General features: G+C 31.4%; 15 protein-coding genes. 7 read left to right on the top strand and 8 right to left on the bottom strand.

Annotation, left to right across the window (positions count from 1 at the left end; translation table 11 throughout):
* Positions 1–6 precede the first annotated feature (6 nt).
* The 3 genes from ACFWV9_RS07580 to ACFWV9_RS07570 are packed head-to-tail and all read right to left on the bottom strand — an operon-like array spanning position 7 to position 2,892.
* A complete protein-coding gene (locus ACFWV9_RS07580; protein ID WP_411894645.1) occupies positions 7–1,023 on the bottom strand; it encodes a COX15/CtaA family protein in 1,017 nt (338 codons plus the stop codon).
* Positions 1,010–1,477, bottom strand: coding sequence for a GNAT family N-acetyltransferase (locus tag ACFWV9_RS07575; RefSeq protein ID WP_411894644.1), 468 nt, complete (start codon positions 1,475–1,477; stop codon positions 1,010–1,012). The genes ACFWV9_RS07580 and ACFWV9_RS07575 overlap by 14 nt, the downstream gene beginning before the upstream one ends.
* Entirely contained in the window at positions 1,477–2,892 is a 1,416-nt protein-coding gene (locus ACFWV9_RS07570; protein ID WP_411894643.1) for a CCA tRNA nucleotidyltransferase, read from the bottom strand. Before ACFWV9_RS07570 ends, ACFWV9_RS07575 begins: the two co-directional genes overlap by 1 nt.
* Before the next feature lie 226 nt (positions 2,893–3,118).
* Here ACFWV9_RS07570 and ACFWV9_RS07565 point away from each other — a divergent pair, with 226 nt between their 5' ends.
* On the top strand, positions 3,119–3,883 hold the full coding sequence (locus ACFWV9_RS07565) for a lipopolysaccharide kinase InaA family protein (RefSeq protein ID WP_411894642.1): 765 nt from the start codon (positions 3,119–3,121) through the stop codon (positions 3,881–3,883).
* On the opposite strand, the gene ACFWV9_RS07560 is transcribed toward ACFWV9_RS07565, so the two are convergent.
* The gene (locus ACFWV9_RS07560) at positions 3,880–4,641 is read right to left on the bottom strand and encodes a glycosyltransferase family 2 protein (protein ID WP_411894641.1); all 762 of its coding nucleotides are present in this window, start codon (positions 4,639–4,641) and stop codon (positions 3,880–3,882) included. The genes ACFWV9_RS07565 and ACFWV9_RS07560 overlap by 4 nt on opposite strands.
* A 10-nt stretch (positions 4,642–4,651) precedes the next feature.
* Between ACFWV9_RS07560 and ACFWV9_RS07555 the strand changes: the two genes are divergently transcribed.
* Together ACFWV9_RS07555 and ACFWV9_RS07550 are read left to right on the top strand one after the other, a co-directional pair.
* Positions 4,652–5,512 carry a glycosyltransferase family 2 protein gene (locus ACFWV9_RS07555; RefSeq protein ID WP_411894640.1) on the top strand — a complete coding sequence of 287 codons (861 nt, stop codon included), beginning with the start codon at positions 4,652–4,654 and terminating at the stop codon, positions 5,510–5,512.
* Between the two features lies 1 nt (position 5,513).
* Complete coding sequence (locus tag ACFWV9_RS07550; RefSeq protein WP_411894639.1) at positions 5,514–6,134, top strand: YrbL family protein; 621 nt, start codon at positions 5,514–5,516, stop codon at positions 6,132–6,134.
* 42 nt (positions 6,135–6,176) lie between these two features.
* On the opposite strand, the gene ACFWV9_RS07545 is transcribed toward ACFWV9_RS07550, so the two are convergent.
* The 4 genes from ACFWV9_RS07545 to ACFWV9_RS07530 form a co-directional block, all read right to left on the bottom strand.
* A complete protein-coding gene (locus tag ACFWV9_RS07545; RefSeq protein ID WP_411894638.1) occupies positions 6,177–7,121 on the bottom strand; it encodes a stealth family protein in 945 nt (314 codons plus the stop codon).
* A 27-nt stretch (positions 7,122–7,148) separates the two neighbouring features.
* Positions 7,149–8,018, bottom strand: a complete 870-nt coding sequence (locus ACFWV9_RS07540; protein ID WP_411894637.1) for an ATP-grasp fold amidoligase family protein — start codon at positions 8,016–8,018, stop codon at positions 7,149–7,151.
* Between the two features lie 176 nt (positions 8,019–8,194).
* A complete protein-coding gene (locus ACFWV9_RS07535) occupies positions 8,195–9,121 on the bottom strand; it encodes an ATP-grasp fold amidoligase family protein (protein ID WP_411894636.1) in 927 nt (308 codons plus the stop codon).
* Positions 9,122–9,164: 43 nt separating this feature from the next.
* A complete protein-coding gene (locus ACFWV9_RS07530; protein WP_224478486.1) occupies positions 9,165–9,980 on the bottom strand; it encodes a 2,3,4,5-tetrahydropyridine-2,6-dicarboxylate N-succinyltransferase in 816 nt (271 codons plus the stop codon).
* 391 nt (positions 9,981–10,371) lie between these two features.
* Between ACFWV9_RS07530 and ruvX the strand changes: the two genes are divergently transcribed.
* The 4 genes from ruvX to mazG are packed head-to-tail and all read left to right on the top strand — an operon-like array spanning position 10,372 to position 12,626.
* Positions 10,372–10,785, top strand: coding sequence for a Holliday junction resolvase RuvX (gene ruvX, locus ACFWV9_RS07525; protein WP_411894635.1), 414 nt, complete (start codon positions 10,372–10,374; stop codon positions 10,783–10,785).
* A 38-nt stretch (positions 10,786–10,823) separates the two neighbouring features.
* On the top strand, positions 10,824–11,414 hold the full coding sequence (def, locus tag ACFWV9_RS07520) for a peptide deformylase (RefSeq protein ID WP_411894634.1): 591 nt from the start codon (positions 10,824–10,826) through the stop codon (positions 11,412–11,414).
* A 10-nt stretch (positions 11,415–11,424) separates the two neighbouring features.
* Positions 11,425–11,850: a DUF5606 domain-containing protein gene (locus ACFWV9_RS07515; protein ID WP_411894633.1), complete on the top strand. Its 426-nt coding sequence runs from the start codon at positions 11,425–11,427 to the stop codon at positions 11,848–11,850.
* Positions 11,851–11,852: 2 nt separating this feature from the next.
* Positions 11,853–12,626, top strand: coding sequence for a nucleoside triphosphate pyrophosphohydrolase (mazG, locus tag ACFWV9_RS07510; protein WP_411894632.1), 774 nt, complete (start codon positions 11,853–11,855; stop codon positions 12,624–12,626).
* The last annotated feature ends 181 nt before the right edge of the window (positions 12,627–12,807 follow it).

Below are 12,807 nucleotides of genomic sequence, written 5' to 3'. Positions count from 1 at the left end.
TATTGACTATTTACTAAATCGGTGAAGTGTAAATATCATAAAACTTAACAAAATAAATGCGCCTACTTGATGAAGTACGCCTAACCAAACAGGAACAGCTAACAATAAGGTAAGCACTCCAAGAAAAAATTGAACACCAACCATTATCAAAAGGCCATTTATTCCTTTGGTTTGCCAGGAGGTTATTTCTATTCTTTTTGCTTTATACCAAATTGCTAATATGAATATTACTACAACATAGGCCAACGATCTATGCACAAATTGTACGCCACTTTTACCTTCTATAAAGTTTATATATGTAGGGTTTTGCTCGGTATATACTGTTTCATGGATTAACTTTCCTTCATTCATAAATGGCCAATGGTTATGAATCCAACCTGCATCTAATCCTGCAATGAATGCACCATAAATAATTTGTACTATTAATACAACTAGACTAATTCTAATGAAGTTCCTCAGTTTTGCATTAATTGATTTTTTATCCGGAAACATTAAATCTAAAGCTACCCAGAAAGTATAAGCAAAAGTTAAAAAGGCAGTAGTTAAATGCATGGCTAATCTATAGTGGCTAACATCTGGTCTATCTACAAGCCCACTTTTTACCATGTACCAACCTAAAAACCCTTGAAAACCGCCCATAAGGAGCAGTATGATTGATTTTTTGATTGTAGATGAGCTTAGTCGCTTCCTTATAAGGAAATACAGAAATGGTAGAATAAATATTAGACCTATAAATCGCCCAATGACTCTATGAATCCATTCCCAGAAATAAATATCCTTGAATTCTTCCAAGTTCATGTTGTAGTTTAATTTCTGGTATTCAGGATACTGCTTGTACAAATCGAACGCCTCATTCCATTCAATTTCATTCATTGGAGGAACAACTCCAGATATTAGTTTGTAGTTGGAAATTGACAATCCTGAATGTGTTAATCTGGTAATACCACCAACAATAACCATTATAAAAATTAGTATACAACCCGTAAGTAGCCAGTAAATAACTATTTTATTATCCTTTTTCATTATTCAATAATTTTTTTTCAAAACATAGACTATTTTCCATTTCTTTATACTGTCCGTATTTAGGAATAGGAGTGTAATTGTTTTTTTTATAAAAATTTACCGCTTCAAATTGACGTTGTCCTGTTTCAAGAACAGTAAAGTGAAAACCTAGTTCTAGGGCCCAAACTTCTAACTCTTTAAGTATTTGTGCGGCCATTCCTTTATCTCTTTCTATAGGAATAGTAAACATCCGTTTTATTTCAACTTTATCGTTATCAAAAGGTTTAAATGCACCACAGCCAATTGGATTATTATTTTTATAAGCAATGACGACATTATTAAGAATGTCAATAGCGTTAAATTGATTGTAAAAATTATGTTCTTCGCCGTCAGTTATTTTTAAATAAGCATCCAGTTGTTTTACAAGATTGATAAAGTCTTCGTTTTTGGAATTTGTTCTAACGAGTTTCACCATTATTCTTCAGTTTTTAGACCTAAAGATTTTCCTTTTTCTAACATTAATTTGAAGGCGGACTCATATTCATTTGGGATGTCTCCTTCTAAAATTGCTTCTTTTATTGCTTCTTTAATAATCCCGATTTCTTTTGATGGTTTTAGGTTGAAGGTTTTCATGATTTCTTCTCCTGATACTGGAGGTTGGAAATTTCTAACATGATCTCTTTCTTCTACTTCAACTATTTTTTCTCTTACGATCTTAAAATTGTTGTGGTATTTATTGAATTTTTTTGGATTCTTGGTAGTAATATCAGCCTCACAAAGCGTCATTAAATCATCGACAGAATCACCAGCATCAAACACTAATCGTCTTACAGCAGAATCTGTAACACCTGATGCTAAAACAATTGGTCTGGAGCTCATTAATACCATTTTTTGGACAAACTTCATTTTGTCATTTAACGGCATTCTTAATCTCTTGAAAAGCTTGTATACCATTTTAGAACCTACAAACTCATGGCTATGGAATGTCCACCCAACTTTTTTACTGAACTTTTTTGTTGGAGCTTTACCTATGTCGTGCAATAAAGCAGCCCAACGCAACCAGAGATTGTCAGTTGTTTTGCAAATATTATCAACTACTTCAAGTGTATGATAAAAGTTGTCTTTATGTCGTTGTCCTTCTTTTTCATCAATTCCTTTTAGAGCAGTTAATTCAGGTAAAATAAAATCTAATAATCCTGTTTTTTCCAACAGTTTAAAACCAACGGAAGGTTTATTACTTTCAAGTATTTTATTCAATTCAACAACGATTCGCTCTTCCGATATGATTTTAATCCGATCTTTATTTTTAGTAATTGCATTTAATGACGTTCCTTCTATTTTAAAATCTAATTGTGTTGCGAACCGTATGGCTCTCATCATTCGAAGTGGGTCATCGCTATAAGTTATATCTGGATCTAAGGGTGTTCTAATTATACCTTTTTTGAGGTCAGATAGTCCGTTAAAAGGATCTAATAAATTACCAAAATGAATTTTGTCTAAGTTTAAAGCTAGTGCGTTGATAGTAAAATCACGTCTGTTTTGATCATCTTCTAATGTGCCGTGTTCTACCAATGGATTTCTGCTATCTTCAGAATAGCTTTCTTTTCTAGCACCAACAAACTCAATTTCAATATCATCATACCTTAGCATTGCAGTACCATAGGTTTTAAAGATTTTAACCTTTGGTTTGTTGTCGAGTTTTTTCGATACTTTTTCAGCAAGTTCAATGCCACTGCCAATGGCCACGATATCAATATCTTTTGCGTCACCTCTATTTAAAAAATAATCACGCACAAAACCGCCAATAACGTAGCTGTCTATATTTAATTCCTGAGCCGCGTCAGATATAATTTTAAAAATTTTATGATGTAGTGCTTTTGTGTGATTCATACCTTTCTCAAACCGCAATTAATTTTATTTTTTTTGAAACATTAATTGCTTTTTTTGATTGGGCAAAGATACGATATAAGCCTTATGTATTAAAGTCTGAAAGACTAATTTCTTTAAGTCTTTTAGTAATCATTTTAAGAATGGTATTTTTGCTTAAAATACTACGATTCAACTTTATGTTTAGGATTCTTCTGGTTCAAATGATAAATAAAATGAGAAAATATAAATGAGAGAAAATAAGACTATACATACCAGTTTTATTTCTTTCACAAATGAAATTGACGATATCATTAATAATTATGATATCAAAGGCGAGGCCTATGGTAACCAAAATAGAAATTCCTTAAGGTTGTTTCAATTAAATGAGAAGACAGTAAATGTAAAGTCATTTAAAATTCCCAACCTAGTAAATCAAATAGCATATAGATTTTTTAGAAAAAGTAAAGCACAGCGTTCTTATGAGTATGCAATGAAATTGCAGGATTTGGCAGTTGGAACACCACAGCCAATTGCATATTATGAATATGTTACGACTTTTCTTTTTAAAAAAAGTTATTACATGACTTCTCAACTAGATTGTGATTTAACCTATAGAGAATTAACACTTGATTTGAACTACCCAAATCACAATGAAATTTTACGTGAATTTACGAGGTTTACGTATAGTCTACATGAAAAAGGAATTAAATTTTTAGATCATTCACCGGGTAATACATTAATTAAAAAAAGAGGTAGTACTTATGAGTTTTATTTGGTAGATCTGAATAGAATGGAATTTAAATCTTTATCCTTTGAAGAACGAATTGAGAATTTTAAAAGATTAACTATTCATAAATCAATGGTTGAGGTAATGAGTAAAGAATATGCTAAGTGTATTGAAGAGCCTTATGAAAAGATCTTTGATCTTATGTGGTCAGAAACTCAGAAATTTCAGCGCAAATATAAAGCACGAAGAAACATAAAAAAGAAACTCAAATTCTGGAAAAATTAATTCTTGTTGTTGCGATATAATTCTCTAAGCTTAGAATATTTTAAGAAGGTAATATTGGCGGTTTGAGCGCATATTACAAAACCATTAAACCCATCTAAGAACCCAAGTCTTAAGAAGTAGGCTTTAAAAAAGGCCCAAGTGGGATTCCAGATTACTTTCCAAAATGATGCAGTTTGCCCTTTATCATAATATGCTTTGGCCGCGATTGTAGAAAAGTATTCTGTTTTCTGATTAAACTCGGAATAACTTTGATAGGTGTTATGCAGAATATCACCTTTAAGTCTACTGGTTTTTGTATTAGGAACTAATTGAAAATTATCATGCGGATTTATCCCAGCCCATTGTCCTTTCCTTTTATCAAACACCCTAAGTTTTCTGTTGGGATACCAATCAGAATATTTAATCCACTGACCACAGAAATTATTATATCGGTTGCAGTAATAACCATCAAACTTCCAGTTGGTTTTTAAATCTATAATAGACTTCTGAAGTGTTTCAGAAAGTGATTCATCACCATCTAATGAAACAATATAATCGTTGCTTGCTTGTTGTAATGCAAAGTTTTTCTGTTCTATATAACCCAAAAATTCCTGTTCAATAAATGTAACATTGAATTTATTGCAAATGTCCTTTGTATTGTCAGTAGAATAAGAGTCTACAACAATAATTTCATCCACTACTTTGGTTAGTGATTTTAAGCATCTTTCAATGTTGTCAGCTTCATTAAATGTTATTATAACACCAGATAGTTTAATCATAAATCTGTAAATGTATGAGTTTGTAAAAATAACTATTTTTGCACCAATGAATTCTATTGATACCTCAGTTATAATTAGTACCTATAATAACCCAAAATGGTTAGAAAAAGTACTTTGGAGTTTTGGCCAACAATTGTTCAAGGATTTCGAGGTTGTTATTGCCGACGATGGCTCGAGTGAAGAGACAAAGCAATTAATAGATAGAATGAAGGTTGATCTGAACTTTCCAATACAACATATTTGGCATGAAGATAATGGATTTCAAAAAACAGTTATTTTAAATAAAGCAACGGTTGCTAGCAAGGGTGAATATTTAGTTTACACAGATGGTGATTGTATGGCCAGAGCCGATTTTTTGAGTGTTCATAAATCCAAAAGAGAACGTCGTTATTTCTTATCTGGTGGTTATTTTAAACTACCAATGAATATAAGTGAGCTTATAGGTGAAGAAGATATCAAAACACAGCGCTGTTTTGATATTGATTGGTTAAAGTCTAATGGGCTAAAATCTTCATTTAAGAATAATAAGATAACAGCCAGAGGATTTAAACAAAAGTTTTTAAACTTCATAACACCTACAAAAGCAACATGGAATGGTCATAATTCTTCTTGTTGGAAAGATGATATAATGAAAGCAAATGGTTATGATGAACGAATGCAATATGGAGGAGAGGATAGGGAATTAGGTGAGAGATTATTCAATATGGGTATTAAATCAAAACAAATTAGGTATAGTGCCATATGTTTGCATTTAGATCATTCTAGAGGGTATGTGCAGCCAGAAATGATAGAAAAGAATAATAGAATAAGGAAAACAACAAAAAAGGAAAAAATCACAAAGACATCTTTTGGTATAGAAAAACTTAATTAAAATGTTAGAGATTAAAGATGAGGATTACATTTCTGAGGGTGTTGCACGTAAGGTGTACTATCATCCATCCGATAGAAATCTATGTGTTAAAATTGGTAAACCTAATATAGAGGTGGATCATCTTTATAAGGAGATAAAATATTTTAAAAAAATAAGGAAAAAGGATACGTCTAAATTTGAATACCCATTTATAGCGAGATTTCTTGGTGAAGTGAATACAAATTTAGGCACGGGCTTTATTTATGAACTGGTCAAGGATGAGCCGTCAGGTAATATTTCAATAACGTTAAGGGATTACTTAGAAATGGAAGATTCTCCTGTATCTGACGAGCAAATAGAATATGGTTTATTGAGATTAAAGCAAGAAATGATTAAGCATAAAATATTTGTTGGAGATTTAAGAGCAAGAAATATTTGTGTAAAAATCCTTAAGGATAAGTCTATTGAACTTGTTGTTATTGATGGTATTGGTCATCGCGATTTTTTTCCTTTTGCAGATTGGTTTCACCACTTTGCGGTAAAAAAAGTTGAGCGGCGATTTTTTAAAGCAAAATTGAATTCTCTTGAGGTGCAACGAAATTATCTTAAAGCTTTAAGAGCTTCAGGAGCTGAATTTGTTTGAGTAGTTAACCTGGTGATTTTTAAGACGGGATATTCTGTGCAATTACGTAACACGTTTTGAAAGCCAACCAAGGATATAATCTAATTTTTTTTCTGGGCAGTTATTAAGACTCTGTAATCCAAGGAACAATTTCTTTTTCCCCTTAATATTCAATTTAAATTTATACCAATACAAGGATTTTTTATAAGATCTAAAATAAAGTAATTGAAGATCTTTTTTTAATACACAGGTCTTTTGTTTTATTTCTAAATGATTGGCAAATCCTTGAGGAGTAAACTGTTTTGGGTTTCTGAATTTATATTTGATGTTTTCAATAAATACTTGTGGATGTTTTTTAAAGTAATTTTCAAAGGTTGACTTTCTAAGAGGATGGGGTGTATGTCTAAAATTATAATATTTTTTGAATCCTAAAATTTTAGCACCTAATTGTTGTGCATGCTTATGTCCAGTTTTTGCTTTCTTAAATTTATTTTTGAATTTATCTTCAGAGAACTTCAACCATTTTCCTCTAAGAATTGGCATACCATTTTTAAAGAAATCTTCTGGTTTTGTTTGATTAATTAAAAAGAAGTCATCATTAAAGTAAATAAAATGTTCAGACATATCAGGTATGCGGTGCATACAGGTTTCAATAGGTCTGTTATTGAAAGTTGGTAAATAATCTTCGTAATCTTTAAAAATGGTTTTGTGATCAACAATCTTAACATTACCATATTTATCTTTTCTTTCGTTTTCTCTTAAGAAAGAAGGTGTTTGATTATCTGTAATGATATAAATATTTCTTATAAATGTGGCGAACTTTAAAATAGAGTCAATGGTAAATTTTATCTCATTAACTTGGAGGTAGCGTGTTTTAAAACGGTCAGAATTCACCTTAGATTTATCTTCTAAATAAGGCAACATTTTAGAACGATGTTTTTTATCATTACCATCTACCCAGAGGATAACAGCGTCAATAGGATGTTTTTGTTGCTCATGTTTTCCCATTATTTTAAAATACCATAGAAACTTTAGCTAATTAATTTCTGTTATTTCTTTTTGCCCTACTTTAAATATAGGTAATTCAATATAATCTCCGATAATTTTATTGTACTCTTCTGGTATATAATCTTTTCTTCCATCTGACGGATAAAAGGTCATCTCTCCAAAAATAGTTTTACCCTCAATAGAATAAAGGTCTACACGAACGAAAGGAAAATCACCTGCTAAAATTTCGGATATTTTTATCATTTCATCCATGTTACTTGGTTTTTCTACTTTTTTGGAAATACTTTTTTCTAATGAAACATAGCGAAATGGTAAAAGGTTGAGTTCAAAATCATAAAAAGCTCTTTTATGATTGTCTGCTCTATCCATGTGCACTTCTAAAAACTTTGCTGTTCCTTTAAAGCAATAAAATTTATAATCTATGAGCGATCTTTCTTCTTTATCCTTTAAAAATTTTTCGACAATTAATCTCGGTGGTACATTTTTATAAGCCCATTCTTGCCCAATTCTATAATATTGATTTTTGCCTAACCATTTTTTAAACGATTTAAGAGCATTAGATTTGTTAAGGTTATTTTTATCAGTCACTATCAAATTATGACTACTAGTATGAGTTGCTTTAATTATAAATTTATTAGGCAATTCATCGAACGGAACATCCTTAGGTTTGTTATAAACACCATAGATTTTGTTGAGATATTCATCACCTATCTTCTCTTTAACATATTCTCTAACGGCATATTTATCTACTAATTGAGTGAGAATTTTTGGATGATAATAAACTTTTAACCATTGAATTTTCTCATTAAACTCTTCAGGATTACTTAAGTTTAATTTTTTACCTGTGTAGTATTGATACGAAATCTTTGTGTAGATTTTTGGTGGTAGCCAACGCATTTTACGTAGCTGTTTTAAGAAGAACCGATGTAATTTAATTGGCATGTTACATTATTAATTTATAAACTATAGGTTTAGTCTTCTTTCCAAAGTTTTTCCAAGTTTTGATTTGCAAAGCAAGGTGCTGTAGTTTTTACACTAAATTTAAATCCGTTTTTTATACCATTAAATTCTGGTTAATATTCAATTTTTTCTAAGCTGTTTATAACAGTTTTATCGCTACTAAGTTTTGGTAACTTAAAATCATCACCTATTACTTTATTGTATTCTTCTGGATAAAATTTGTTTCTGGCATCGCCAGGGTAAAATGTTAATTCTCCGAATATTGTTTTCCCATTTACAGAATAAAGATCAACTCTAACAAATGGTAGTTTTTTAGCTAACAGTTTTGCTACCTTAACCATTTCTTCAAAATTAATGGGTTTTTGTAAATCTGAAGGACTACTATTAAACTTTTTACTTTTTACAAAAGGAAGCAGATTAAACTCTAAATCATAACACCCTGATTTATGATCTTCTTCTCTGTCTAAATGGACATCTATAAATTTTGGTTCTCCATTAAAACAATAAAACTTATAGTCTGCCAAGGTATCCTTGTCATCTTCCTTTAAGAATTTTTCAATAACTATCTTTGGTTTAATATCTTTATAGGCCCATTCTTGACCTCTTCGATAGTATTGATTTTTACCCAACCATTTTTTAAACTTTTTGATTACCTTTTTCTTATCTAGATCTTTCTTGTTTTTTACAATAATGTTATGACCATTGGTATGATTAGCTTTGATAATAAAACTATTAGGTAATTTGTCAAAATCAATTTTTTCTGGACTATCATAGACTGCATAAAGTTCATTAAGGTATTTTGCACCAATTTTTTCTTCGACAAAAGACCTAACTTCATACTTGTCTGCAAGAGTGGTTAAGATTTTTGGTCTAAAATACACTTTGTACCATTCAAGTTTAGCATTAAAATCCTGTGGATTATTAAGATCTAATTTTTGGCCAGAAAAATACTCGTAGTGAATTTTTACATAGATTTTGGGTGGCAAAGATCTGATTTTACGTAAATGCCTAATGAAAAAACGACGAATAGAACTTGCCATTGATTTTAGAGTTTATTTTAATAAAGTATATAATAATTTAGATTTAAACAGCCACGTCATATTCTCTAAGTGCATCGTTTAGTGAGGTCTTTTTATCTGTACTTTCTTTACGCTTGCCAATTATTAATGCACAAGGCACCTGAAATTCTCCGGCATTGAATTTTTTGGTATAGCTACCTGGTATCACAACCGATCTTGCTGGTACTACACCTTTCATTTCAACGGGTTCATTGCCAGTTACATCAATAATTTTAGTACTCATTGTTAGTACTACATTGGCACCTAATACCGCTTCTTTTTCTACTCTAACTCCCTCTACGACGATACATCTAGAACCAATAAAAGCTCCATCTTCTATTATAACTGGTGCAGCTTGTAAAGGCTCTAAAACGCCTCCGATACCTACACCTCCTGAAAGATGAACATTTTTACCAATCTGAGCACAGCTACCAACTGTAGCCCAAGTATCTACCATTGTGCCCTCATCTACATATGCACCAATATTAACATAACTTGGCATCATAATGACACCTTTAGAAATAAAAGCACCATGTCTGGCAACAGCATGAGGAACAACTCTGATACCTTTTTCTTTGTAATTTCTTTTTAATGGTATTTTATCGTGATATTCAAAAATGCCTACTTCAAACGATTCCATTTTTTGAATAGGGAAATAAAGAACGACTGCTTTTTTTACCCATTCATTAACTTGCCATCCACCTTCAATTGGTTCAGCTACACGTAGCTTGCCTTCATCAATTAGGTCAATTACATTTCTTATGGCATCTATTGTTTGTTGCTCAGATAATAATGAACGATCATTCCAAGCACTTTCTATGGTTTTCTGTAATTCTTTCATTTAATAATCAAAATTTGTAGTGCCAAAGATAACCCTACAAATAGGCATCAGGAAAAAAAAATTAAAAAATTGTGACCTATATTAAAAAGTTGTGTCTTATTAATAATTGAATCGAGGATAATTAACTACATAGTGAGTGTATCTGAGAATTTAATTAATAGCTAATTATGAAAACTCCTCTCCCCTGTAATTGAGGAGTTTTCTTTTAAGAAGAAAGAAAAAATATTATATAAACGTGACCTGCTTAAAAATTTAGTGTCTTATAAATAATTAACGACATGATTTATTTAAATGAGGGAAATAAAATCATAACTTAATTGATAGCTAAATTAAGAACGCTTCTTTTACAAGGAGCGTTTTTTTATTCAATAAGGTTGTACATTTGCAAAATATGGGAAGAATATTGGCCATAGATTATGGGACAAAAAGAACAGGTATTGCTGTAACAGACGAGTTACAAATAATTGCATCTGGGCTAACAACTGTAGATACAAAATCTCTTATTTCCTTTCTAGTTGATTACGTTAATGAAGAAAAAGTAGAAAAGTTTGTAGTTGGTTTACCAAAACAAATGAATAATACAGCTTCTGAAAGCGAGATTCATATACAATCCTTTTTAAAGAAACTGAATAAAGCTATTCCCAAAATACCAGTAGAAAGGATCGATGAAAGATTTACATCAAAAATGGCCTTTCAAACCATGATAGATAGTGGTTTAAAGAAAAAACAAAGACAGAATAAAGCACTCGTTGACGAAATTAGCGCAACTCTAATATTGCAAAGCTATTTGGCTTCAAATTCTTAAATAAGAATTGTACTTTTGCTCCCGTAAATAAACAAATTATGATTTTACCCATTGTTGCATATGGCGATCCGGTATTAAAAAAGAAAGCAAAGGATATTGACAAGGATTATCCAAGGCTTTCTGAATTAATTGAAAACATGTACGAAACAATGTATGGAGCTTATGGTGTTGGTTTGGCCGCACCTCAAATTGGGTTACCAATTCGTTTATTTTTGGTTGATACGGAACCATTTGCAGAGGATGATAGTTTTTCTGAAAAAGAACAGGAGCAACTTAAAAATTTCAAAAGAACGTTTATAAATGCACAGATTCTTGAGGAAGAAGGTGATGAGTGGGCCTTTAATGAAGGATGTTTAAGTATTCCAGACGTGAGAGAAGATGTATTTAGACAACCTAAAATTAAGATTCAATACCAAGATGAAAATTTTGACACTTATGTTGAGGAGTTTGATGGGCTTATTGCGCGTGTAATACAGCATGAGTATGATCACATTGAAGGTGTTTTATTTACCGATAAACTTTCCTCGTTTAAAAAACGTTTGATTAAAGGAAAGCTATCCAACATTTCGAAAGGAAAAATAAAAATAGATTATAAAATGCGTTTTCCTCTTATGAGCAGAAAACGTTAATACAAGATATATGAGTTTAGAAAAAATATTGGCAATATCTGGTAAGCCAGGATTATACGAAATTGTTACCCAAACCAGAACTGGAGCGGTTGTAGAATCGTTGCTCGATAAAAAAAGACTAACGGTTGGTGCGCATAGTAACATTAGTATATTAAGTGAAATTGCTATTTATACACTTACTGAAGAAGTGCCATTAAAGGATGTTTTAAAGAAGGTAAAAGACAAAGAGAATGGTAATCCTACTTCTATTAGCCATAAAGACGGCAAAGATGCTCTTGAAGAATATTTCTTTGAAGTTTTACCCGATTATGATGAAGATAGAGTCTACGCATCTGATATAAAAAAGGTTGTACAATGGTACAACTTGCTTCAGAAAAATAATCTATTAGATTCTTTAGAGTCTGAAGATGAATCTGATACCTCTGAGGAGGAATAATTATGCCTGATAAAAGTTCACAACTTAAAGCCTTTGAACGTTTATTGATTGTAATGGACGAATTGCGAGAGCAATGTCCATGGGATAAAAAGCAAACCATGGAATCCTTACGACACTTAACAATTGAAGAGGTATATGAACTTGGTGACGCCATTTTAGATAAGGATTTAGACGAGGTAAAAAAAGAACTTGGTGATGTGCTATTGCATATTGTTTTTTATTCTAGAATTGCCAGTGAAACCAATGACTTTGATATAGCGGATGTTTGTCACAGTATTTGTGACAAGCTTATTGAGCGTCATCCGCACATATATGGTGACGTTAAAGTAGATAACGAAGAGGATGTTAAGCGCAATTGGGAACAAATTAAACTTAAAGAAGGTAAAAAAAGTGTATTAGAGGGTGTTCCAAGAAGTTTACCAGCAATGGTTAAGGCCAACAGAATTCAGGACAAGGTGGCAGGTGTAGGATTTGATTGGGAGAAGCCTGAACAGGTTTTTGAAAAAGTAGAGGAGGAGCTGTCAGAATTAAAAACTGAAATTGCGAAAGGGAATCAAGAAGCAATAGAAAATGAATTTGGCGATGTTTTGTTTTCTATGATTAATTACGCAAGATTCCTAAAGGTTAATCCTGAAAATGCGTTAGAACGTACCAACAAGAAATTTATAAAGCGTTTTCAATACCTAGAATCTAAAGCAAAGGAACTGAATAAATCTCTTGATGATATGACCCTTTCTGAAATGGATGTTTTTTGGGAAGAGGCCAAATCAATATAGTATAAATCTTACCTTTTACATTTTTAGACAAGTAGTCTGGTCTATCAATGTTAAATCTTTCTAAATATTATTATACTAACGTCCAATAATAAATTTTGTACGTAAATACGGTATATAAAGACTTTCACGTTTTTATATTCTTAGTAGGAGGTCTTAATTATTATATAAGCGGTTGTAATTA

It is taken from the genome of Winogradskyella sp. A2 (assembly GCF_046762865.1).
Classification (GTDB): Bacteria; Bacteroidota; Bacteroidia; order Flavobacteriales; family Flavobacteriaceae; genus Winogradskyella.
Note: the sequence above shows the minus strand (reverse complement) of the source record. Positions and strands in the feature narration are given on the sequence as shown.

Coding starts and splice junctions, on each gene's coding strand:
- ACFWV9_RS07580 (WP_411894645.1), bottom strand. CDS start 1,023: ATGAAAAAGGATAATAAAATAGTTATTTACTGGCTACTTACGGGTTGT.
- ACFWV9_RS07575 (WP_411894644.1), bottom strand. CDS start 1,477: ATGGTGAAACTCGTTAGAACAAATTCCAAAAACGAAGACTTTATCAAT.
- ACFWV9_RS07570 (WP_411894643.1), bottom strand. CDS start 2,892: ATGAATCACACAAAAGCACTACATCATAAAATTTTTAAAATTATATCT.
- ACFWV9_RS07565 (WP_411894642.1), top strand. CDS start 3,119: ATGAGAGAAAATAAGACTATACATACCAGTTTTATTTCTTTCACAAAT.
- ACFWV9_RS07560 (WP_411894641.1), bottom strand. CDS start 4,641: ATGATTAAACTATCTGGTGTTATAATAACATTTAATGAAGCTGACAAC.
- ACFWV9_RS07555 (WP_411894640.1), top strand. CDS start 4,652: ATGTATGAGTTTGTAAAAATAACTATTTTTGCACCAATGAATTCTATT.
- ACFWV9_RS07550 (WP_411894639.1), top strand. CDS start 5,514: ATGTTAGAGATTAAAGATGAGGATTACATTTCTGAGGGTGTTGCACGT.
- ACFWV9_RS07545 (WP_411894638.1), bottom strand. CDS start 7,121: ATGGGAAAACATGAGCAACAAAAACATCCTATTGACGCTGTTATCCTC.
- ACFWV9_RS07540 (WP_411894637.1), bottom strand. CDS start 8,018: ATGCGTTGGCTACCACCAAAAATCTACACAAAGATTTCGTATCAATAC.
- ACFWV9_RS07535 (WP_411894636.1), bottom strand. CDS start 9,121: ATGGCAAGTTCTATTCGTCGTTTTTTCATTAGGCATTTACGTAAAATC.
- ACFWV9_RS07530 (WP_224478486.1), bottom strand. CDS start 9,980: ATGAAAGAATTACAGAAAACCATAGAAAGTGCTTGGAATGATCGTTCA.
- ruvX (WP_411894635.1), top strand. CDS start 10,372: ATGGGAAGAATATTGGCCATAGATTATGGGACAAAAAGAACAGGTATT.
- def (WP_411894634.1), top strand. CDS start 10,824: ATGATTTTACCCATTGTTGCATATGGCGATCCGGTATTAAAAAAGAAA.
- ACFWV9_RS07515 (WP_411894633.1), top strand. CDS start 11,425: ATGAGTTTAGAAAAAATATTGGCAATATCTGGTAAGCCAGGATTATAC.
- mazG (WP_411894632.1), top strand. CDS start 11,853: ATGCCTGATAAAAGTTCACAACTTAAAGCCTTTGAACGTTTATTGATT.